This is a genomic window from Candidatus Photodesmus blepharonis, assembly GCF_000731795.2.
GTDB classification, from domain to species: Bacteria; Pseudomonadota; Gammaproteobacteria; order Enterobacterales; family Vibrionaceae; genus Vibrio; species Vibrio blepharonis.
In genome coordinates this window covers 1-24,513 of sequence record NZ_JGVK01000027.1, presented here as the reverse complement: position 1 = coordinate 24,513, position 24,513 = coordinate 1, and the positions used below count along the sequence as shown (strand labels likewise).

The 24,513-nt window shown below is 35.0% G+C and carries 18 protein-coding genes and 1 pseudogene; 8 read left to right on the top strand and 11 right to left on the bottom strand.

The window, feature by feature from the left end:
• Genes lolE through CF67_RS03125 form a run of 3 tightly spaced genes read right to left on the bottom strand, consistent with a single transcriptional unit; the run spans position 1 to position 3,132 of the window.
• Entirely contained in the window at positions 1-1,266 is a 1,266-nt protein-coding gene (gene lolE, locus CF67_RS03135; RefSeq protein ID WP_034414320.1) for a lipoprotein-releasing ABC transporter permease subunit LolE, read from the bottom strand.
• Positions 1,260-1,934: a lipoprotein-releasing ABC transporter ATP-binding protein LolD gene (gene lolD, locus CF67_RS03130; RefSeq protein ID WP_034414317.1), complete on the bottom strand. Its 675-nt coding sequence runs from the start codon at positions 1,932-1,934 to the stop codon at positions 1,260-1,262. The genes lolE and lolD overlap by 7 nt, the downstream gene beginning before the upstream one ends.
• A complete protein-coding gene (locus CF67_RS03125; RefSeq protein ID WP_034414709.1) occupies positions 1,927-3,132 on the bottom strand; it encodes a lipoprotein-releasing ABC transporter permease subunit in 1,206 nt (401 codons plus the stop codon). The genes lolD and CF67_RS03125 overlap by 8 nt, the downstream gene beginning before the upstream one ends.
• Positions 3,133-3,343: 211 nt before the next feature.
• Here CF67_RS03125 and CF67_RS03120 point away from each other — a divergent pair, with 211 nt between their 5' ends.
• The 3 genes from CF67_RS03120 to CF67_RS03110 are packed head-to-tail and all read left to right on the top strand — an operon-like array spanning position 3,344 to position 8,126.
• Complete coding sequence (locus tag CF67_RS03120; protein WP_034414314.1) at positions 3,344-3,910, top strand: hypothetical protein; 567 nt, start codon at positions 3,344-3,346, stop codon at positions 3,908-3,910.
• 8 nt (positions 3,911-3,918) lie between these two features.
• Entirely contained in the window at positions 3,919-7,377 is a 3,459-nt protein-coding gene (mfd, locus tag CF67_RS03115) for a transcription-repair coupling factor (RefSeq protein WP_034414311.1), read from the top strand.
• Positions 7,378-7,427: 50 nt separating this feature from the next.
• On the top strand, positions 7,428-8,126 hold the full coding sequence (locus CF67_RS03110) for a peptidoglycan binding protein CsiV (protein ID WP_034414707.1): 699 nt from the start codon (positions 7,428-7,430) through the stop codon (positions 8,124-8,126).
• Positions 8,127-8,162: 36 nt separating this feature from the next.
• On the opposite strand, the gene recR is transcribed toward CF67_RS03110, so the two are convergent.
• The 3 genes from recR to CF67_RS03095 form a co-directional block, all read right to left on the bottom strand.
• Complete coding sequence (recR, locus tag CF67_RS03105; RefSeq protein ID WP_034414309.1) at positions 8,163-8,774, bottom strand: recombination mediator RecR; 612 nt, start codon at positions 8,772-8,774, stop codon at positions 8,163-8,165.
• Positions 8,775-8,794: 20 nt separating this feature from the next.
• Positions 8,795-10,744 carry a DNA polymerase III subunit gamma/tau gene (dnaX, locus tag CF67_RS03100; RefSeq protein WP_034414308.1) on the bottom strand — a complete coding sequence of 650 codons (1,950 nt, stop codon included), beginning with the start codon at positions 10,742-10,744 and terminating at the stop codon, positions 8,795-8,797.
• A gap of 269 nt (positions 10,745-11,013) precedes the next feature.
• Positions 11,014-12,357 carry a magnesium transporter gene (locus CF67_RS03095; protein ID WP_034414306.1) on the bottom strand — a complete coding sequence of 448 codons (1,344 nt, stop codon included), beginning with the start codon at positions 12,355-12,357 and terminating at the stop codon, positions 11,014-11,016.
• 369 nt (positions 12,358-12,726) lie between these two features.
• On the opposite strand from CF67_RS03095, the gene CF67_RS03090 reads away from it, so the two are divergent.
• Entirely contained in the window at positions 12,727-13,158 is a 432-nt protein-coding gene (locus CF67_RS03090) for a dCMP deaminase family protein (protein ID WP_034414298.1), read from the top strand.
• 214 nt (positions 13,159-13,372) lie between these two features.
• Here CF67_RS03090 and CF67_RS03085 read toward each other — a convergent pair.
• Both CF67_RS03085 and CF67_RS03080 read right to left on the bottom strand, forming a co-directional pair.
• Positions 13,373-14,026: pseudogene (locus CF67_RS03085) on the bottom strand (AAA family ATPase); the annotation flags it as partial.
• 236 nt (positions 14,027-14,262) lie between these two features.
• Positions 14,263-14,790 (bottom strand): nicotinate-nicotinamide nucleotide adenylyltransferase, encoded by a 528-nt coding sequence (locus CF67_RS03080; protein ID WP_034414295.1) that lies wholly within the window; start codon positions 14,788-14,790, stop codon positions 14,263-14,265.
• A 118-nt stretch (positions 14,791-14,908) separates the two neighbouring features.
• Between CF67_RS03080 and nadE the strand changes: the two genes are divergently transcribed.
• Together nadE and CF67_RS03070 are read left to right on the top strand one after the other, a co-directional pair.
• Positions 14,909-15,739, top strand: a complete 831-nt coding sequence (nadE, locus tag CF67_RS03075; RefSeq protein ID WP_034414293.1) for an ammonia-dependent NAD(+) synthetase — start codon at positions 14,909-14,911, stop codon at positions 15,737-15,739.
• A gap of 82 nt (positions 15,740-15,821) precedes the next feature.
• Positions 15,822-16,289 (top strand): FxsA family protein, encoded by a 468-nt coding sequence (locus CF67_RS03070; protein ID WP_034414291.1) that lies wholly within the window; start codon positions 15,822-15,824, stop codon positions 16,287-16,289.
• A 28-nt stretch (positions 16,290-16,317) separates the two neighbouring features.
• Here the strand turns inward: CF67_RS03070 and pykF are convergent, their stop codons facing one another.
• A complete protein-coding gene (pykF, locus tag CF67_RS03065; RefSeq protein WP_034414287.1) occupies positions 16,318-17,730 on the bottom strand; it encodes a pyruvate kinase PykF in 1,413 nt (470 codons plus the stop codon).
• A gap of 591 nt (positions 17,731-18,321) precedes the next feature.
• On the opposite strand from pykF, the gene glmS reads away from it, so the two are divergent.
• Positions 18,322-20,154: a glutamine--fructose-6-phosphate transaminase (isomerizing) gene (gene glmS / locus CF67_RS03060; RefSeq protein ID WP_034414285.1), complete on the top strand. Its 1,833-nt coding sequence runs from the start codon at positions 18,322-18,324 to the stop codon at positions 20,152-20,154.
• Positions 20,155-20,365: 211 nt separating this feature from the next.
• On the opposite strand, the gene birA is transcribed toward glmS, so the two are convergent.
• Both birA and murB read right to left on the bottom strand, forming a co-directional pair.
• A complete protein-coding gene (gene birA / locus CF67_RS03055; protein WP_034414282.1) occupies positions 20,366-21,325 on the bottom strand; it encodes a bifunctional biotin--[acetyl-CoA-carboxylase] ligase/biotin operon repressor BirA in 960 nt (319 codons plus the stop codon).
• Between the two features lie 5 nt (positions 21,326-21,330).
• Positions 21,331-22,368 (bottom strand): UDP-N-acetylmuramate dehydrogenase, encoded by a 1,038-nt coding sequence (gene murB, locus CF67_RS03050; RefSeq protein ID WP_034414704.1) that lies wholly within the window; start codon positions 22,366-22,368, stop codon positions 21,331-21,333.
• A gap of 485 nt (positions 22,369-22,853) precedes the next feature.
• Between murB and pssA the strand changes: the two genes are divergently transcribed.
• Positions 22,854-24,194, top strand: coding sequence for a CDP-diacylglycerol--serine O-phosphatidyltransferase (gene pssA, locus CF67_RS03045; RefSeq protein WP_034414281.1), 1,341 nt, complete (start codon positions 22,854-22,856; stop codon positions 24,192-24,194).
• Positions 24,195-24,513: the final 319 nt, after the last annotated feature.

Genomic DNA, 24,513 nt, shown 5'->3' with positions numbered 1-24,513 from the left:
TCATTTTGAACTAAGTACAGAAGCAGGGCTTAATCTACTAGCCTTTATCGCAGGAAAATATGTTGCTAACAAACTTAAAACAACTGCAGTACAAAAAACTAGAAAAACGTCAAAAATGTTGATTTGAGATGGAAGAAAATCTATAAAATACACATCTTTAGATAGAAATTTGTTTTCAAATAATGACTCCAATCCTTCGATTATCAATGTAAAATGCATCGCAATGATAACTCCGAAAAAGCTGCCTAAAGCACTACCTAATATACCAGAAAATACCCCTTGATAAACAAAAATACTTTTTATAAAAGCATCAGTAGCGCCCAAAGTTTTTAAAATCGCAACCTCATCTAAACGTTCCTTTACTCTTATCATGAGAGTAGAAACGATATTAAAACTCGCTACTCCTATAAGCAAAACCATTATTAAGTACATAATAGTCCTTATTAACTGAATATCACGATATAAAAAACCAAATTTTTTTTCCCAACTACTAAAGTAAAGATCAAAATCTATAAGACCATTCATCTCAGATACGATCCTTGTAACATCGAACATGTCATCTACCTTGATGGCAACACCAGTAATACTATTTCCTAAGCTAGCGTATTTTTGAGCATCTTTCAGTGGAATTAGCGCTAAACTGTAATCAAACTGTCCATGCGATTCAAAAAGGCCAACAACTCTAACACGAACTCGCTTAACTGCTCGTACTTTTGTAATAAAATTGACAGTTGGAATAATCAAAGTCAGATACTCCCCCTTTACGATACCAATAGAATCTGCAACACCCTTTCCCAAAATAATTTGCTGAAAATCTGAATGGAATGAATCCAATACTCCTGCTTGAATAAAGCCTGCAAAACGAAATCCACTCTCTTCAAGAAGAGATGTCACACCACGTATTTCAAGTGTCTTTATTTGAGATCCTTTTTCTGCTAAAGCTGTCAACCGAATATACGGCACCGCTCTCTCGACACGTTTTTGCTTTTTTAATTGTTCCAGCAATGATGCCCAATCAGCAATAGGTTTTCCAAAACCTTCAAACTCACCATGAGGAATCACAGATAGAATACGATTCTTCAACTCATACTCGAAACCATTCATTACGGAAAGAACAACAATGATTAGTGAAACGCTGATAGCAATACCAAGCGTAGAAGAAAGAGAAATAAACAACACCATTTTGTTGTTACACTGCTTAATTTTACTAAATCGTATACCAAGACAAATAGCTAAAAAGAAAACATCTACCAACTTCCTCAACATATTAATAAACCATCTTGCATCTTAAATTGTTGATCCATCTTCGAAGCCAGCTCAGCGTCGTGCGTTACCAGCAAAAACGCCGTATCCGATTCTTTATTTAACTCAAAAATCAAATCATAAATAACCAATGCTGTACTTTGATCAAGATTACCCGTTGGCTCATCAGCTAAAACCAAATCGGGTTTATTAACCAATGCTCTAGCAATTGCTACTCGTTGCCGCTCACCACCAGAAAGTTGCGATGGTTTCTTATTCGCACAACAATTTAAACCAATTTTATCTAAAAGTATCTTGGCTTCTTTCTTTGCTTGAGAAACTTTCATTCCACTAATCAAAAGTGGCATAGCAACATTTTCTAATATGGAAAAATCTATCAATAAATGATGGAATTGATAAATAAAACCCAAATGTTGATTACGAATTTTGGCTTGTTCATTAGAAGTTAACTTCATCATGTCTCGATTTAAAAAGTGTATCTTTCCACTACTGGCTTCATCTAGCGTTCCAAGAATATGCAAAAAAGTGCTTTTTCCAGAACCTGACGCACCAATGATTGATATCATTTCTCCACGTTTCATGGCAAAACTAATACCTTTAAGAACCTGAACATCAAACAGACCATCACGATAAGTTTTACAAAGATTTCTACATTCAATAAGGTTACTCATATCTTAAAATCTCAGCAGGTTTAATGGATGATGCCTTATAGGCAGGAAAAATAGTAGCCAAAAGACTCAACGATACTGATAAAAAAATAATTCCTATTATTTGTATTGGATTAATAAGAACTGGAAATCGATCGCCAAAAGCAAGCAATGCAACAGGGATCTTCCCCAGAATAACATTTAAATTATTTGCTATCATTACACCAGTAAAACTACCAATTATAGATCCTATAACACCAAGACTAAGACCACGTACAATGATAATTGCAAATATTTGCTTACACGTAACACCCTGAGTTTTTAGAATAGCAAACTCTGACTGTTTTTCGATAACGAGCATAACAAGCACAGAAATAATATTGAATACAGCAACCACAATAATTGAGCTTAACATTAGACTCATCGCGTTTTTTTCCATACGTACTGCTTGAAAAAGCTCACCACGTTGTTCACGCCAGTCACTCCAACACCAACCTTTAGGTAAAGGTTTAGTTGACAAATCAGCAACGGCAAAAGGATCATCAAAAAACAACCTCCATCCAGAAATCGTGTCCATCGGATAGCGTAATAAACGCCCCGCATCTGAAATATGAGTCATTATCAATTGAGTATCAACGTCAGAACCTGTATTGAAAATACCTGCAACTGTAAAATTACGCTGAGAAGGCATCAACCCAAATGGAGTATACCTTCTTAAACCTACCACCGTTAAACGCACTTTATCACCTAACAAAACATTTAGAGAACGAGCTAATGTTTCGCCGATAAAAATCTGATAGCTATTTGCTTTAAGATCAGATAAGGATCCGAGAATCAAATATTGTTCGATTGGATCATAATCGTTTGCTTCTATTCCTACAATATGTCCTCCAGAGAAACGAGAAACACTTTGTACAACAACTTCACTACGAACTATCGGTTTCGCTGGAATATTCGACATGGCGAGGATGAAATCCGGGGCAGTAACAGTTTTAGATGTCTTGTTATCTTGATAGGAAATAACTGCCTGTGGAAGAACACCTAAAATACGATTCTTGAGCTGAGACTCAAAACCATTCATAACTGATAAAACTATCACGAGTGACATTACACCAATCACAATACCTGTAACGGAGATGTAAGGGACAAGACGACTGAATCTGCTTCCTGAATATCCCTTTGAGTAACGCAAACTTATAAAAACTGTAACTGGATGAAACATATTTCGATGACGAAGCAACAAACTGTAACGATTAAGAAAGCAAAATTACAACCTTATTTCGTTGATTATTATACTAAATAATTTTGATAACACTTGAATATCTTGATTAATTCATCTGTATGATGATAATCACAAGATTAAAAATATCGGTTCATTTTACTCAAGATGACACAGAAAAACCATTGCCTATTTGCTAATAAAGGAAAATTTCATGTTAGAACAAGAATTTTTTACTGTGTATCACAAACTGATTGCTAACATTGAACTCATGAGTTGCAAATTTCTGCTTCCTTCTATAACACAATTTGAATCAGAAATTCCTACTCCGTTCAGCGTTATTAACCAATTTAGCCAACTTGATAAATTTAATCATCAAGCTCGCTTGGAACTTCAAAATAAAAATCTCAACCACACGCTTGAATTACTTGAAAACCAAAACTCTAAATTAAATTTGTTACTAACCTTCATCCTATCACAACAAGATCAAGAGCAATATCGACATTCAACTCTATCATTTGGAGCTAGCCAATTTTCTTACGTTAGTGAAGACAAGTTAAAAGTGAATACTATAGTAAGAGTCAAATTGTTCTTGGAGCATCCACCTTCAGCGATTTACTCCTATGGAGAAATTATCAACTGTAAAAAAATGGAACAAAATTGGATAGTTACAGTAAAATACAGATTGCTACAAGATTGCGATCAAGATTTACTAATTAAAGCAGCCCTTTATCAGCAAAAAAAATTACTACGCCAACGTTCCTCAAATCAAGAGCAATAACAAATACTATGACTATACCCATTCTTCTTTCTCTCGTGAACCCTACAGGAATAAGAGATAAAAAACAGGTCGGAAACTTACATGGTGCAAGCTTGACTATCGCTGCAGCAGAGTTAGCTAAACAACATGATAATCATACTCTGCTAGTTTCTCCAAGCCTACAAATCGCACTTAAAATACTGAGAGAGATTAAGCAATTTACCAACGAAAAAATATTTTTTTTTCCAGATTGGGAAACACTTCCTTATGACAATTTTTCCCCACAAAAAAAAGTTATATCAGATCGTATTAAATGTCTATATCAACTCCCAAACCGAAAGAATGGCATTACTGTTGTGTCAATCAGTACCCTACTGCAAAAACAGTCGCCACGTCAATACTTATTAGAACACACTTTAATATTAAAAATTGGTGCTCTCTTTTCTCCTAACGAGCTATGCAAGAAATTAAAACAGTACAACTACCACCAAACTAACCAAGTTTCTACACCTGGAGAATATACCAGTCATGGTTCAATCTTAGATTTGTTTCCAATGGGAAATAAAAAACCTTGTCGCATTGATTTTCTAAATAATAAAATCGATACCATTCGTACTTTCAATTTAGAAAATCAACGTTCAACAAAAAACATTACTGAAATTCTTTTACTTCCTGCGCATGAATTCCTGATTACAAAAACAGCTATAAAAAACTTTCAAAATAACTGGAAACAACGCTTTGATGTTAGATCTGAATCAGAATCTATTTATATGAAAATTTCTAAAGGTATATGGCCATCAGGCATCGAATACTGGAAACCCCTCTTTTTTGAACATACTGAAACTTTGTTCGATTATATTACTAAAGACAGTCAATTGATCACTATTGGTAACATAGAATCTGCAATTGATACTTTTTTGACTCATATCAATTACCGTTACGAACAACGTAAAGCAGATCCATTACGTCCATTATTAGAACCAAATGAACTATGGCTAAAAAAAGATAAATTGTTTCAAAAATTTAAACAATTTCCTCAAGCAACCCTATCAATAAACCCGACTGTAGAGAAACAAGGACGAACTAATGTTTTAATTAATCCTCTACCAAATTTATTAATAAAACACACGAGTACAAAACGACTCACTGCACTGCTTCAATTCAGCAAAAAATTTTCTGGTAAAATCATTTTTTCTGTAAAGTCAGAAGGACGCAGAGAAACACTGTTGGCATTACTTCAAGATATCAAACTTTATCCCATTTCGGTAAAAAATTTATATACCGCCTTAGAAAACAATTCTAAATACAACCTAATTTTAGGTGAATCAGAGCATGGTTTCATTCATACAGAACGACAAGTAGCCCTTATTTGTGAAAATGATCTATTTGAAAACCAAGAAAATCAACAACAAATAAAATATCATGCAAAAGCTATTAACAATGATGCGATTATTCACAATTTAGAAGAACTCAAGAGAGGTCAACTTGTTGTTCATATTGAACATGGAATTGGTCAGTACATCGGTTTACAAACTCTAACCATAGGAAGTGTAACGACAGAATTTATGGTACTAGAATATCAAAACAACGCTAAACTTTACGTGCCTGTCTCATCATTAAACCTAATTAGTCAATATTCAACTAGCACAAAAGAAAATGTGAATCTACATAAGTTAGGTAGTGAGACTTGGATTAAAACACGACGAAAAGCTGCAGAAAAAATCCGCGATATTGCAGCTGAACTACTTGATATCTATGCTAAAAGAGAGATAAACTCTGGATACAAGTTCGTCTTAGACAATAAACAATATTCAATATTTAAGGCCGGGTTTCCTTTTCAAGAAACTGAAGATCAAAGAACAGCAATCGATTCTGTGTTATCTGATATGTGTCAAGAAAAAGCAATGGATAGGTTGGTGTGTGGTGATGTCGGCTTAGGAAAAACGGAAGTAGCAATGCGTGCTGCTTTTGTTAGCACCAACAATGATAAACAAGTTGCTGTTTTGGTTCCAACTACTCTACTAGCACAACAACATTTTGCAAATTTTCGAGACCGCTTTGCTAATCTACCAATTAGAGTAGAGGTCCTTTCAAGATTTAAATCAACTAAGGAGCAAAAGATCATTATTCAAGATGTGGCTAACGGTAAAATCGATGTTCTTGTCGGAACACATAAATTACTATCAAGCAATATTAAATTTAAGGATCTAGGTCTACTAATTATTGATGAGGAACATCGTTTCGGCGTTCGTCAAAAAGAAACGGTTAAAACAATGCGAACCAACCTCGACATACTAACACTAACCGCAACACCAATTCCAAGAACATTAAATATGGCGATGCATGGCATACGTGACCTTTCTATCATCACAACACCACCAGTCGGTCGACTATCTATAAAAACCCTTGTAATGAGAAGTGATGACAATATGATCCGTGATGCAGTATTACGCGAAATTATGCGTGGTGGACAAGTTTACTTCCTGCATAATCAAATAGAAACTATTGATGAAATTGCTATTAATTTAAAAAAATTGATTCCAGAAGCTCATGTGATAACAGCTCATGGCCAGATGCCAGAACGTAAGTTAGAAAAAGTAATGAATGATTTTTATCATCAACGTTTCAATTTATTAGTATGTACCACAATCATCGAGACTGGTATTGACATACCAACAGCTAATACTATTATTGTGAACAGAGCAGATCACTTAGGGTTAGCGCAATTGCATCAGTTACGCGGACGTGTCGGCCGTGCACATCAACAAGCATACGCCTATTTACTTACACCAAGTCCTAAAGAAATGACGAAAGATGCTACTAAACGTCTTAGTGCTATTGCATCACTTGAAAATTTAGGAGCAGGATTTACTCTTGCAACCCATGATTTAGAAATTCGTGGCGCTGGTGAACTACTTGGAGAAGAGCAAAGTGGACAAATTCAATCCATTGGCTTCGCATTATATATAAAAATGCTTGAACAAGCAGTAGAATCTCTCAAAACAGGCAAAGAACCACTCCTTGATATCTTACTGCGTGAAAAAACTGAGATAGAAATGCAATCACCAGCATTTATACCAGAAAGTTATATATTTAATGTAAATACACGTTTATCTATGTATAAAAAAATAGCTAACACCCCTAACCGAAATGAGTTAATCAAACTTAAAGCTGAGCTTATTGATCGTTTTGGTACTTTACCAGACGCTGCACAAAACCTATTATCTGTCTGTTCTTTACGGATACAAGCGACACCATTAAAAATCAAAAAAATCAAAATATATAAATACGAGCAACGTGGTTCTGTTGAATTCTATCCTGATGCTGATATAAACCCTGTTTTTGTAGCTGAACTTCTTCAATCACGAGAATTAGTAATGGAAAATCCTACGAAATTCAGATTTGCAATACCATCACAAGATAGATGTATTCAATATATTGCTGACATGCTAGAAAAATTTAAAAAAAACTTATTACCCAACGAATGATTCCTTCACTTTATTTAAATTTGTTTATTGATTATATGAATGGAGTTAGAATAAAAACTCTCATTTCACTTTTAGTACTTTTTCTTCCTTTAGATACAATGGCGAAAAAGCAATTTGATATAGAAGTAATCATTTTTAAACGTGTTGCTGATGAACGAAAAAGTAGTGAGTCATGGCCCAATATCATACCGAAAATTAGCATGGAGCATGTCGGAAGTTTTGAGGATAAGAATTATTTAGTAAAGAAAAAAGCTAAAGTACTGCCCTACTCCGAATACAAACTAATTGATCAAGCAAAGTCCTTAGAAAAATACGAAGACTTCACGGTCCTCTTCCATAGAACCTGGCGTCAAGGCAATCAAGGGAAGGCCTATTCACCTATATTTCATATTCAAGGAGGGGAAGATTATTCAAAACAAAGCAGTTTTAAGCGTATGCCTGAACCGTTTTACGAACTAGATGGAAAACTGCAAGTTTACGTACAACACTATTTATACTTAGAAACACAAATAGATTTAAGGGAAATTAAAATTTCCGATGATGTGCCTTTAGAAAGAAACCAGGTACAACAGAGCACAGTTAGAAGAGAAAAAAACATTATTCAAGAAACAAAAAAAAATAAGTTCATCAAAAGTTATCGGATGGAGCAAAAACGTCTTATACGAAGCTCAGAAACACACTATCTAGATCATCCATTCATAGGAATCATTGTTCAGATTCGCCGCGCAGAAGAGTCAACCTTGCTGTAAACAAGGCGCCTATTATAGCATAAATGCTTGGCTTTTTTACAGTTTACGTCGACCCATAAGAGAATGAGACAAGGTCGCACCATCAATTAATTCAAGCTCTACTCCAATAGGAATGCCATGAGCGATCCGACTTGCAAATATTTTATGGGTATTGCACAATTCAGCTATGTAGCAAGCAGTTGCTTCGCCTTCAACAGTTGGATTGGTAGCTAAAATCACTTCACTAACATCACCTTGACGTAAACGTAAATCCAGCAAATCTAGACCAATGTCCTTTGGCCCGATACCATCCAATGGAGATAAATTCCCCATTAACACAAAATAGCGACCGGAAAATTGTCCAGTTGCTTCTACTGCTGTAATATCAACAAGACTTTCAACAACACAAAGTTGACCATTTTCTTTACGTTGAGGATCAAGACAAATTTGACAAACTTTTTCTTCAGTTAAAGTTCGACACTCTATACAATACCCTATGTTATTCACAGCCCGAGACAAGGCTTCTGCTAACCTCAAAGCACTTTGCCTATCTCTTTGCAACAGATGAAATGCCATACGCTGTGCTGACTTTGGACCGACTCCAGGTAAGCAACGCAAAGCATCAACTAAATGATCTAGTGCATAACTAGCGAATTCAAATAAACCCATACTCTAATTTAACCTTGCTCTTAAATCGGTCTAACACTATCTTTATCTAAATCAGCCAAAAAACGCTCTTTAATAAACCGAATATTGCAGTCATTTTCCAAACTTATGAATGCTTTTTTTAATCTACTCTGGTAAATCTTCTCCCTCAATTCTATCGGTGTTTCTCCATCTCTACCAATCTTCACTGATAAATTGCATTCTGCGTTCCAAAACATATTTAAAGACTCTAGCAATTCTTTCCGAATTTCATCAGTGTTTAAATGAACCTGGTTAGGACGTAACACAAGTATAATAGAATTACCAACTTTCTTATAAAATGAATTCAAAGCTAACTCTTTAGCGCGTTCGCTGCTCTTCAAATCGTAAATCACAGCAGACCAAGCGTCTTGTTCAATGGACTCCTCTACTATTTTTTTCATAATTTCCGGTGTTTTAACGTGTTTTAGAACTTTTTTCTCCTTATCCAATTTCTTGGTTGTAGTTTCAAATACAGATTTAGTTAATTTCAACCGATCAATTTCATCTTCATCTTTTAAATAAATATTCGACACCAATTCCTGCTCAGAATCAAGTCTTCTAGATACCTGCTTCTTGCTAGTACCTGATTGTTTTTGCGCCAGATAATCGAGTACTAGACCACTAGTTTTGACATCTTTACTAACTTCTAAATCTTGGCGTTGAGAACGTAATTTATGTCGTAAACCAATTGATTGCATAACTGAACTACTAGTAGACAACCCCTCTGCTTTCATTGTCTCTACCACCTTTGATTTTTTTGAAACTATAGCGGTAGGTTGAATTTCTCTTGAACGTGACTCAGTGAAAAAAACAGGTGCTGAAGATTTACCCGGAATCTTAGTGCTGATGGAATTTACTATAGGAAATTCTGGTTTAAAGGCTATCATACGTAATAATATCATTTCTAACCCAACACGTTTACTTGGAGAAAGAGACAAATCTTCACGACCTTTTAATGCAATCTGATAATAAAGCTGCACTTTTTGTGGCGATAAAGACTTACTTAGCAACTCAATTTTTTCTGATCCTGGTTGAGTTTTATCCAAAGTTGATGGCAGCGCTTGATGCATTGCGACAGAATGCAATTGAATAGCAAGTTGCTGTAACAAATTATCCCAATCCACGCCATTTCTATCTAAAGTCCGAACACTATCAATGACAGCCTGAGATTGGCTACAGCAAATTGCTTCAAGTAAATGAATAACTTTTTCCGAATCTAACGTACCTAACATTTGCGTAACTGTATCTGAATCAATATTGTTTCCGTTGCATAAAACAATAGCCTGATCAATCAAACTAAGAGCATCGCGCATACTACCATCAGCAAAATGGGAAATCATTCTCAGCGCTCGAGTTTCAACTGCAACTTCTTCTTTCATGAGAATATATTCCAGTTTCTGATTGATATCATCGGCGCTAATTGGTTTCAGGTGAAAGTGTAAACAACGAGATAAAACAGTCATAGGTAGCTTTTCTGGATTGGTCGTTGCCAACAAAAATTTGACATGCTCTGGAGGTTCTTCTAATGTCTTTAAGAATGCGTTAAAGCTATGTTTAGATAGCATATGAACTTCATCAATCAAGTAAATCTTAAAACGACCACATGAAGGCTTATATTGTACATTATCCAACAAATCACGGGTATCCTCGACTTTGGTTCTCGAAGCTGCATCGATTTCTAACAAATCAACAAAACGACCTTCATCGATCTCTTTACAATTATTACACACACCACACGGAGTCGAAGTGATACCTACTATGCAATTAAGTCCTTTGGAAAACAAACGACAAATAGTTGTTTTACCAACACCATGGGTTCCACTAAACAAGTAAGCATGGTGCAACCGATTTTGAGCAAAAGCATTTGCTAATGCTGTCAACACATGCGACTGTCCAATTACTTCTCCAAACCTAATTGGACGCCACTTCCGCGCTAAAGCAAAATAACTCATGACATACTCCAATTGAACAAAATAAACACTCCTTTAAATGCACGAAAAGAAACGCCGCCATTTTCCTAAAATTTATCATTTCACTTTAAATGAGAATTTCAGTCTTCTCTTTTGGAAAAGTAATACTTCACTGATTGCAAAAAACAACTTTTAAACAAATCTTAAACAGTGACGCTAATAAATAATTCTTGACATAATACATAACCGTCTCACTATCAAAATTAACTCGAAAGCTAACAATTAATCCCCTTCATAATCATACGACTGTTTTACAACATTACTAATTTTGCAGTACCGAGAAATGTAAAAAAACCTACTACATCGGTAGCAGTGGTTAATACAACAGAGCCTGCTAATGCTGGATCCAAATTAAACTTATCAAGCAAAATAGGGATAAGTACACCAAATAATGCTGCTGTAATGAAATTAACTGCGATTGCCAACGCAACAGTAGCACCTAGCAGTAAAGATTGATACCATAACCCAGCTAGCCCACCACTCATCACTGCCCAAACTAAACCATTAATGAGACCAATAGCTAGCTCGTTTTGTAGCAATGCTAATCGGTTACCTGAAGCAATTTGCTTGAGCGCTATAGCTCTCACTATCAAAGTCAAAGTCTGACTGCCTGCAATTCCTCCCATTGAAGCAATGATAGGCATCAATACTGCGAGTGCTACTAACTGAGCAATGACATCTTCAAATAAAGCAATGGTTATCGCAGCTAAAATTGCTGTTACTAAATTGATACCTAACCAAACGCTTCGTTTTTGTGAGCTTTTTAATGCAGGAGCGAAAAGATCGTCTCCTTCATCTATACCAGTACCTGCCATCAAACGAGTCTCGTAAGTTTCGCGCTGAGTGCTCAAAGCAAACTGCCAACCAATTTCACCAATTAAAACATGATCATTATCTACCATTGGTAGCGCGGGTAAAGAGTTATGCTCTAAAGCTTCAAGACCGTCCTGTAAGCTTAATTTACCATTTAGAACAGGAACGTTATCAATGACTAAATCTTTTAAGCTAACATGGCCATCACTACGCAAGATTTCATAACAGTTAACCACCCCTTTAAACTGCTTACGATGATTAATCAAATACACTTGGTAATGCCCATAATTATAACGTTTTATTAACAATCTGGCTTTTTCAACAGTAATATTAGATGGCAGTGTGATAACTTTACGTTCTGCCCAACGGCCAAGCTCGTCTTCTTCAAACTCATTAGCTTGGTCATATAGTTCTAATTCATTCTTTTCAATTAAACAAATTGCCTCACTGATAATTTCCTCTGGTAATGAGTCAGCCCACTCAATGAGTGACAAGTTATCGAGTTTAGCAAGAGTCAACTTTAACTCTGTTTTAGAAAGTGAACTAATAATCGAAAATCGCACATCGGCACGCATTTCAGTCAAAACTTCAATGTGCAATTCCAATGAAAGAGCACGCCACAAGCGAACACGAGCTTCAATAGGAAACGCTTCCAATATCAAGGCTATAGCGCAAGATTCCAATCCTTCTTCAATAAAATGATTAAAAACTGTACTTTGCTCTGCTTCATTGGTTAAAGAAATCAATTCAATTTGATAAGATAAATCTTGACATTTGTTCACTTTAAAACTCCGTTTTGAAACGGTTAATAGACAGATATCAATAAGCCAAGTAAATATTAACAAAAGACAGCAGAATAAACGACTAATTAAAACATTAAAATCATGAAAAGTATGAGTTTGGTGGTTATTTTAGTATTTATATAAAAAAAAATGAGAAAAATATCCTAACGAAATGGCAAAATCTGCTAGCTTTGATGTGAATTTATTACTAAATTTACTTTTTGATACTTATACCTATTTATCATCATAAGGTATTGTTTCTAACATCTTTTACTATTTTCCCTAATTTTCCAAAATATATTATTGATATTTATTTAAAAAATAAATAGGATTGAAATCCGATTTATTCAGTTTAGGAAAAATTAAACAATGGTTTCAAAGTGGTCGAAACGCTTTTTCCAAATGGCAAAATTAGTTAGTTCCTGGAGTAAAGATCCATCAACACAAGTTGGCTCTGTTATTGCCAGGCGAAATCGCATCGTTTCAGTTGGTTTTAATGGATATCCTCATGGTATTGCAGACAGTGCTAATGTTGATAATCGTGACGTAAAGTATCTTAAAACACTTCATGCGGAAGAAAATGCAATTTTATTCGCGAAAAGTGACTTAGAAAAATGTGAAATTTGGATTACTCACTTCCCCTGCCCAAATTGTGCAGCAAAAATCATTCAAACTGGAATTTCAGCGGTACACTGCCCAAAACAAACTGCAAATTTCTTGTTACGCTGGCAAGATAAAATCAAGATCAGCGAAGATATGTTTTCAGAGGCTCAAGTAAAACTAGACTGGATACTATTTTAAAAGTATTAATTAAACCAAAATACCGATGATCCTAAACACTACTGTTAAAGCTTAGCTAACACTTCAGTACTAAAATTTGTTTTTCCTTCTCGGTTATGTTTTTTATCTACTAAACCAGCATGTTACATGGTACTGTACTTTGATCGTATCCTTGCATTGTAATACATTTTTAGAGCAATTAGATGAAAATTAATTTTAACGTCCTCATCATGATCGCTGTTTTAGTATCGTATACGCTAGGATCTCTCGTAGCTATTACCAATCTGATTATGTATACCATATATAGAGGTTGAGTACTTCTTGACGAACGGAAAAGATTTTATCTTGTGATAAATTTGGTATCGTTACGCAATTTTTATTTATTATCTCATTGCGATTTCAAGATAGTAGTCAGTTCACTTTCAAAACTCGGACAATCAACATTCAAGTGCAGTGAAGCGATCTAATTGGGTCTCTGGCAGTGGATAAGTCCCTTCCTGATCTATTTGGATTCTACATTGCTACTACCAAAAATAATATTGGTAACTTATAAGTCTTTCATTCTGACTATAGCAATTTGTTTTTCGCCTATAGCTCCAAGCATTGCTGCTTGAACTTTTTCCGGAGCTCTATTAATTTCGTCTGCAAGCACAAAAGAGTTGAAGATAGGACCGAGCTGGAAAATAAATTCTCCGTTTTCAGGATGAAAAATATCAGTACTAGTCAAATCTGCAGAAAAAAGATCTGGAGTAAATTGAATACGATGAAAATTGCATTCAATACAACTGACTAACGATTTCACCGCTCATGTTTTAGCAAGTTCAGGAACGATATGGCTATCGGAAAGTAACGTAATTAATAACTGTGCAATTAAACTAGATTGTTTAATAACTTGCTCTTCAAAATACTTCTAGACTAGTACTATACATTTTATCTATTGTTGATTCTTCAATCATCTTAGTTACTGAAACGTATATTTCAAAACAATTTATTTTTATGCAAACATTAAGTTATTTTAACATCCCTTCACAAAAATGAAATTCCACTCTATTAAATAGGAGTGATTTAAACAACATTAAAAGAGACGTTCAATTTAATGAAAAATTAGACAATAACAAGATATAATCAAATCGTAAATAACTGTTCAATAGATAATTTTCTCAACAGAGACGAGACGCTAGGTGTGGTTAGGCAGCCAATATCAGAACCATCAGCAATTCTCTGACGAATTTCTGTGCTACGAATCGCCACTTTTTCAGGACATACCAACACACTCCAACACTGTAAGATTTCTTCTGATTTATAAAACTTTTCAAAATTTAACAGGTTATCAGGCCCTAAAACAAAAGTTATATCAGCTTGCGAATTTTTTTTTGATAATTCTGATAACACCGTATAAGTTTTGACAGAACCTCCCAATTTTGGCAATTGTTCCTCAATCTGAGATCGTTCAACGTTGGATAAATTCAAATCACTAATAAATACATCCACTAAATCACAACGCACATTATAATCAAACATTTTCTTCTTCCAAGCATGGGCGATACTTGGAACAAGCAAAACTTTATCAAAGTGCCCAAGAGAATCGATAATACTTTTATGTCCTAGAGTTGGCGGATTAAATGCACTACCAAACACTGCAATTTTTCTCATTATGGAATCCTAATTAAACATATGAAAATTTTATTTACCATTTTGAAATAAATTAATGAATAAAATTAGCGTATAATTGTACTAGAAACGAGTCTAACTTTTTATAAAAGGTACAGTAATGGAACAAATAATTAGAGATGCAATGCGTGTGCTCCCTTCGATCAACCCTCACTTTGAAATTAGTCGACGAGTTAATTTTATTAAAAATAAACTACAAGAAAGCGGTCACAAATCATTAGTTCTGGGAATTAGCGGTGGCATTGACTCAACAACTTGTGGACGACTAGCTCAACTCGCAATTGCTCAACTAAACTCACAGTCATCCCATAAAGGTTACCGGTTCATTGCAGTATGCTTACCATATGGCGAGCAGAAAGATCAAAACGCAGTGCAATTAGCACTTTCATTTATTCAACCTACTCATTCTGTTTCAATTAATATTAAGCAATACGTTGATAGATTGCATGAATCTACTGATGAAGCATTAATTAATATAGGGTTAATGACCATTGATTCCAAAAAAAAAGATTTTATAAAAGGCAACGTAAAAGCTCGTGCTCGTATGGTAGTACAATATGAAATAGCAGGGTATTTAGAGGGTCTCGTTTTAGGCACAGATCATTCAGCCGAAAACATGACCGGTTTCTACACAAAATTCGGCGATGGTGCATGTGACTTAGCTCCTTTGTTTGGTTTAAATAAAAGACAGATATGTGAAATAGCCTTAACGCTTGAAGCACCAAAAAAATTAGTGAACAAAACACCAACAGCAGATCTAGAAGATCTTACGCCGCAAAAAACAGATGAAGAAGCACTAAATTTAACTTATGATCAAATCGACGATTTTCTTGAAGGCAAACCTGTTTCCAAAGAAATTTCCAATCGTTTGATTTCTATTTACAAAGCAACCCAACACAAACGTCAAGCAATTCCAACCATTTATAACTAATTCCAAATAGAACATGATAAACTTGAATCTCAAAGTATTCTAAGACAGATACCTAACTACGTCATTTAAGCAAGGAGAGCATGTGCTTCCCGTCCTGTTGTTGCTATTTATTGGCATATCTATTGTAGAAATTGGACTATTTGTGCAAGTTGGCATCTTTTTGGGCTTGTGGTCAACCATCGCATTAACGTTAATAACAACCTCTATTGGCTCCTCAGTATATCGAAAGGGACTACAAATCTTGAGATCAGTACAAAATTACTCAAGTTATAAACAGCTACTAGAACAAAAGATATTTGAAGGTATCGTATTTACGGTATCAGGTATTCTACTACTAATACCAGGCTTTATGACTGATGTACTGGGTACACTAGCACTATTCCCAAAACCGTATGCTTTAATCGTTAAATACTTAATACACAAGACAGCAATGAGATCTATATTAGAAAATTGGCTTACACAAAGATCGAGCTCAGTAGATCACTCCTGTCAACGTGGTAACACTTTCGAGGGAGAATACGAGCATAAAAAAGAAAAGGAGGATAGATGATAAATATTAACAGACCATATTTCACTCTTTACAACACATGCACAGAAGCCGTATTAGTTGTACCAGAAGCAACTAAGGCACCGGAAACCATGACCACTACATCACCTTTATTACCAAGTCCAGATTGCAGAGCAATTTTTTTCCCATTAATATAAAACTCATCAGTGCTTTTGACAGAATCAATAAGAACTGGTTTAACACCTTTGGTTAAGACTAACTGAGCCGCAGTTTTTTCATTTGTAGTAAGAGCAAGAATGTTTGCAGTCGGGAAGTATTTACGCACTGAACGCGCGGACTTACCACCCTCAGTAACAACAACAATCAATGGAGCTGCCAATTTTTCAGCAGTATCCACCGCACCCTTACATACGGCTTCAGTGATACGTAAACGCGGGCTATCAAGACGAGAACCCAATTCAGCTTTCAGTGCATTATCAGCACGACTAGCAATTCGAGCCATAATAGTCACAGCCTCTACCGGATATCTACCCTTAGCTGTTTCACCTGAAAGCATGACAGCATCGGTACCATCCATAATAGCATTCGCAACATCACCTGCTTCTGCACGAGTTGGACGCGGGTTATTAATCATAGAATCAAGCATTTGAGTTGCAGTGATAACCATTTTACGTGCACGATTACATTGTTCAATCATCCTTTTTTGTGCAAAAATTACTTCCTCCGCTGGTATTTCAACACCAAGATCACCACGTGCAACCATAATACCATCAGAAGCTGTCAAAATTGAATCAAAGTTATCAACCCCTTCTTGATTCTCGATTTTAGAAATTATATGTATATCCTGACCACCATTTTTATTTAAAACTTTACGAATTTCTTTAACATCGTCCTCTTTTCGAATAAAAGAAGCAGCGACAAAATCCACCCCCTGTTCACAGGCAAACTTAAGATCAGCTTTATCTTTTTCAGACAAAGCAGGAAGCCGCACAGAAACACCCGGAAGATTAATACCTTTATTTTCACCTAGTACGCCACCATTAAGAACTTTGCACTTCACTTCAATCGCGCTTGTCTCAGTAACTTCCATTTTGATTAAACCATCATCAACCAAAATCGTATTGCCTATCATTACATCCTGAGCGAAACCAGCATAAGTTACAGCAACGATGCCTTCGTTCCCTATAACTGAAATATCGGTTGTAAAAATAAAGTCTTGGCCGGTGACTAAATTAACATCATTGCTATCCTTTAGCCTGAGCGTACGGATTTCTGGACCCTTAGTATCCAACAAAATAGCAAGTTGCTCACCTTTTTTTTTCATTACTTCACGAAAATTTGCAATACGAATTGCATGTTCTGCAAAACTACCATGAGAGAAATTTAATCGCATTACATTCATTCCTGCGGTTACCAATTTGCTTAAGAGACCTATCGATTCAGTCTTAGGCCCAATTGTACATACGATTTTAGTTTTCTTCATAAAACAGTGCTCCTAGATCGGCGAATATCATAACTTAAATTTTTTATTTTAATTCCAAGAAATCAAATTTAGAACAACAAGAACCTTATATTTTTGCTCTCTAAATTAGGCGAACCCTATCTGTAGATTACTACATATAATATCATTAACTGAAAGTTATTTTAATATTAAGTCCTTGAGATGAGAAAATTATGAGGGGATAATGAGAACGATTGCAATTGCAACTCATCCTAAAATAAACTGACAGTTATAAAAAAAAGTATTGACTTTTTGTTTTTTTAAAAAGAATCTATATCTAATTATAATATTGACTAATCAGTTATTGATTAGAAGTCAAATTCTATTCCATATTATAATCAACTTTTAAAAAGAAAACCATGGTTAATTCTATGGAATGTTTCCAATACCTTAATCTTTAAAAAGACTACTCGAGAATGCTAATTTTTTGGAAAAAGAATCTTGCTATACAGTCTATGGGTAGTGATTTGCGAAACACACCATACAAATCAAATCTCGTATATATAATGATCTGATTTTATAGCCTTTATATTTTTATTTTTTAAAAATTAAAATTACAATGGAGTAACAATTATGTGTGGAATTATAGGAGCAGTAGCACAACGAAATGTTGCAGAAATTTTAATAGAAGGACTACGCCGCCTGGAATATCGCGGCTATGACTCTGCAGGAATTGCTGTTATTAATCAAAAATCTAACCTAACTCGTATACGTCGCTTGGGTAAGGTAAAAGAACTAGCAGAGGCAACTAAACAACAAGAGCTTTCAGGAAATATAGGTATTGCTCATACTCGTTGGGCAACGCATGGTGCACCTTCAGAAATTAACGCTCATCCGCATATATCTGGAAATATTGCTGTTGTTCACAATGGGATTATTGAAAACCATGAAGAACTACGTGCAACTTTGCAGAATCGTGGTTACGTATTTGAGTCGGAATCCGATACAGAAACTATTGCTCATTTAGTTGAATGGGAATCACGTAATTCTACTTCGTTACGTCAATCAGTACAGAAAGCAATAATTCAACTAGAAGGAACCTACGGTGCTGTTATAGTCGATCGCCAAGATTCTAAACGCATAATTGCAGCTCGTTCCGGTAGCCCAATTGTCATTGGTTTCGGAGTTGGTGAAAACTTCTTAGCTTCCGATCAATTAGCATTACGGAATGTAGCTCAGACTATTATGTACCTAGAAGAAGGAGATATTGCTGAAATCACTCATCAAAGAGTGGACACATTTGATTCTCAAGGTAAAAAAGTTGAACGCAAAGTTACTGAATTTAATGCAAAGAATGATGAAGGTAGAAAAGGTAAATACCGTCATTTTATGAAAAAAGAAATCTTCGAACAGCCAACCGCTTTTATTAATACGATGAAAGGGCGCATAACCCAAGACTCAATTTTAACAGAAAACATTGCTCCAAATTTTGTTGAAATTCTAAAAAAAGTTGAACATATAAAAATTGTTGCATGTGGTACTTCTTATCACGCCGCTATGACAGCACGTTACTGGTTTGAAAATTTAGCCAATATCAGCTGTGATGCCGAAATTGCATCCGAATTCCGTTACCGTAAATTCGTTACTCATCCAAATACTTTACTAATTACATTATCACAATCTGGTGAAACCGCAGATACATTAGCAGCATTACGTTTAGCCAAAAAAAAAGATTACATGCTGGCTATGACAATCTGCAACATGGCAGGATCATCTTTAGTTCGTGAATCAGATTTAGCCTTCATGATGCGTGCAGGAATTGAAATTGGTGTGGCTTCAACTAAAGCGTTCACTACTCAACTCGTTACCTTATTAATACTGGCAACCGCATTAGGTAAACATAAGCAATCAATTGATCGTCATAAAGAACGCGAAGTTGTTGAAGCTTTGCATGCATTACCAAAACAAGTTAAGGCTGTACTTTCTTTCGAAAAAAAAATTCAAACTCTAGCAGCAGATTTTGCTAATAAGAAGCATACATTATTTTTAGGACGCGGGGAATTCTATCCAATAGCAATGGAAGCGTCTTTGAAACTGAAAGAAATTTCATACATTCACGCAGAAGCATATGCAGCAGGCGAGCTAAAACATGGACCGCTTGCTTTAATTGATTCAGATATGCCAGTAATAGTTATTGCGCCTAATAATGAATTATTAGAAAAGCTTAAATCAAATATTGAGGAAGTTCGTGCTCGTGGCGGTTTATTATATGTGTTCGCCGATGAAAATGCAGGTTTCAATGCCAACAAAACAATGAAAATCATAACCCTTCCTCATGTTGCTAAAATTACAGCGCCAATTTATTATACCATTCCAATGCAGTTACTCTCTTATCATGTAGCGCTAATTAAAGGAACAGATGTCGATCAACCTCGTAACCTTGCCAAATCAGTAACGGTGGAATAAGATCAGTATTAGAATTAGAAAAAAAGTTGATGAGGTTTATCACTTTAATTAAGGACAAAGCTGACCGCAACTTTAATATCAACGACCTAAGGTATGCGGAAAATTAGCCGATCAGGAAACCGAAATCGGCAATTAAACCAAGTAAAGTCTTGATATGTTTGCTGCACCTCATCAACTAAAGTATTAATTAGATAACTTGCACTTCTGAAAGTCATGACTTTGTTAACGAAATCTCTCCATCAATATAGCTTTCTAAACCTTTCTTAGTTTCGAGTACTATTGCGCCCTCTTCATTGATACCTTGAGCTATACCTTTAATCCTATGTTCTCCTACAATCAACTGTACTTTACGACCTAAAAAATTATCTAATCGATTCCAACGCTCGACAAATTTTTCTACACCATGCAATTCACACTCTCTTAAGATGCAAAACAAAGTGTTAATCAATATAACGAGCAATTCATTACGGATTAGCCGAGCGTCATGGAAAACTTCAGATAAGTTCGCCCAAGGGTGAATGATACCTTTTGTTGCTAGTTCCATGAATAGATTAATGCCTATACCTATGACACAATTAACAGAGAAACCTGCTTGATTGGATACTTCCAACAAAATTCCTCCAAGTTTACGGTCTTGATAATACAAATCATTTGGCCACTTTAACTTAAGCCCTTTCGCGCCAAGATTCTCTAGTGCCTCAACCATGATAATGCCAACTATTAGACTTAATCTCATTTTAATAGCGATATGAGTATCGAATTTCCAAAACATAGAGAAACATAAATTAGCACCAAATGGTGACACCCACTTTCGACCACGCCTACCACGACCTTTCATTTGATACTCAGCAATACATACAGCTCCAGATTTTAAAACATCTGCTCTGTCTAGCAAGTATTGATTGGTCGAATCAACAATAGGAATGAATTCAATTAAACACTTCGTTTTAGCTTTTATTACTCTTGGATCGATCAGTTGCATTACTTGAGCAAGCTGATAACCTTTTCCTGATATACAAAAAATATCAACACCCCACTCCTGAATACTTCTTATAGATCTAATAATGACTATACGAGACGCAGAAAATTGTTCGCATAACTCTTTGCCTGAGTGAAAGCAACCTTGAGAAAGTGTCTGAAGAATAGAAAGCTCAAGATCATAATTTCTCATCCTCGTTAATCCAACATCACTGGCAAAGTAATTTCTGATCTAGATCCTATAAAACGAACCTCATATTCCAGTACAACACCATATCTATCTAGTACTTTCTTGCGAATAAAAACTGCTAAATCAATGATATCTTGTGCAGTGGCATTACTGTCATTAACAATGACTAATGCCTGTTCAGAATGCACCTTAGCCCCTCCTACTTCCTTTCCCTTTAAACCACAATTATCGATCAAAAAACCTGCAGAAATTTTCATTCCACCTTTAGTAGGATAAGCTTCTATATTGGCAAATTTACATATCAATTCTTGATATTGTTCTTGGCAAATTACTGGATTTTTAAAAAAACTTCCTGCATTCCCCATAACTCTAGGATCAGGCAGTTTTTTTCGACGAACGCTACACACTTTATCAAAAATCTGCTTAGCGGTTACAGATCTAGGATCACATCTATTCAGTGATTTATGCCTAACTTTTGCTTGCCAATTTTTTGTAAGTTTGAGACCAATTGCTACTATGATAACCTTTTCATATAGTTGATGCTTGAAAACAGAATCACGATATCCAAATAAACATTCCTTACTACTCAACCTTTTTATCTTGAATGTATTTAAGCAAAGTACATCTACGTACTCACACACATCTGTCAACTCAACACCATAAGCACCGATATTCTGAATTGGTGCAGACCCTGCACATCCTGGGATTAAAGCTAAATTCTCCAGACCAAAATAACCTTCTCTGACACTCCATTCCACCAATGATGGCCAATCTTCACCGGATTTAATACGCAGATGATAATCAGTTTCAGATTCAAAAACTGATTTTCCATGAAGCTTATTTATTACCACTATACCATCAAATTTCTCTGTAAATAAAATATTGCTGCCTTTTCCTAATACAATTTTAGGTAAATGACACCACCGAGAACTTTGATAAATTGTAAGTAAATCTTCTACTGAGAAAACTTCAATAAGCCACTGACATAATTGTGAAATAGAAAAGGTATGACGGGAACTTAAATTATAATTGGAATATATTTTCATCAAGTTGGAGTACATAAAGATTTGATTCAGTTGCATAAACTGATTGCATTCTACCATAATTTAAAGATAAATTTAGAGCAGGTAAATTGAAGATATAAAGGAAACAACGCACAAACTATCGTTGCATTAACACAAAATGAAATAGTAATCTTACTTTGCTACAAAAATATCCATCTAATCAATTATAATTGGATATGATACCATTACTACTAAAAATTATAGAATTCACTATCAAAGTAAATGATCACTTTTCTCATACATGCTTGTACAGCATTTTATACTTAAAACTATCGAGCTGATTTAAATACGATTCTACCAGCAGAATAAAGTTATAATTAGAAATCCCACTTTAAGTACATATGTTCAGTATACTATTTAATTAAGTCACTAACACAGCTACTTTGATAAGTTGTTTATTTACTTTTCAAAGTTTTATGCACACCTTAAATTTGATTATACTACTTGATTGAGGTAATACATCTAACATGATGAGTAATAGGAATTCATTTAGTCATCTTCCTACTATCGCAATGAACTCGGAGAACTTTGAAACTCTCTACTCAGCGAAAAATTTTAGAACTAAGATTATTGAAGCAATTCAAAAAGCCGATAATCGGATTTATCTCGTTGCTTTATATTTGGAAGATGATGAAGCGGGTCGAAAAATTTTGTCTGAACTCTATACAACAAAGCAAAAAAAACCAGGACTAGACATCAATATCTGCGTAGACTGGCATCGAGCACAACGTGGCTTAATTGGCGAAAAAGTCTCAGAAGGGAATATAGCAATGTATAAATCTTTTGCCAATGAAAATATACATAAAATTCCAGTTTATGGAGTGCCAGTTCGAGCTAAGGAAGTATTTGGTGTATTACACTTGAAAGGTTTCATTATTGATGATCAAGTGATCTATAGCGGTGCTAGTTTGAATAATATGTATTTAAATTATCATCACCGCTATCGCTTTGATCGCTATCATGTGTTTAAGTGTCGAGAATTAGCTGAAAGCATGGTACAATTCGTTCGCCAAGCTATCATAGAACACCCGGCAGTTAACGATCTAACTTGCAGTGTCCAGCCTACAACTAAAGAAATTAAAGTCGATATTCGACAATTGCGCGCGTCGTTGGCAAAATCAAGCTATCACTTTATTTCAAAAAAAGCAGGACCGAAACAAATTGCCATTACACCTATTGTAGGTATTGGAAAACGCCGTAACAAACTTAATCAAAGCATTATTCAACTTATCACTCAAGCAGAAAACGAAATTTTCATTTGTACTCCATACTTTAATTTCCCCAGAAATATAGAAAAAAAAGTTAAGATCGCAATACAACGGGGAGTTAAAGTGACAATAGTCATCGGTGATAAAACAGCCAATGACTTCTACATTTCACCAGAAAAAAAATTTAAGGCTATAGGCGGTCTACCTTACTTATATGAAGTAAATTTACGGCAATTTGCTAAAACCAATGAAACAAATATTGCTAATTGTAAACTTTCCATTAATCTATGGAAACACGGTAATAACAGTTTTCACTTAAAAGGAATTTGGGTTGATAAGCGTTACATGTTAATTACAGGTCATAACCTGAACCCACGTGCATGGAAACTTGATCTGGAAAATGCTATCCTCATTCAAGATTGCTTTCAGCATTTGACATCACAATTTAACAAAGAAGTAAATAACATTTTACAGCATACTCAAGCAATTCGGACCTACCGACAATTAGAAAAAGTGGAGAATTATCCAACAGATGTACAAAAACTGATTCGTAAAATAACTAGAGTGAAGGTCGATCGAGTATTAAAGCAAATTTTGTAAATATACCAATTTTTGAATCTACTCCTGCTTTTATAAGATGAAAGTAGACACTATCCAAGTAAGCCTCCTCTGGGCTAAACTGATGCAGTTAACATTGTCATCGGAAAAATATAGGTTGGTAACAAAAACAAGCTTTTGATTCCATTGAAGATAATTTTGATATCAAGAATTATGACTGATAAATATTGGCTATGGTTAACGCACCAAACTAGCATATGTGCTGTACATTTAGTATAATTTGGTTGTAAAGTTTGATTATAGAGAAATGAACTGATAGATTAAGCAGACTATCCAATTCTGAAGGTTGGCAATTTTTTTT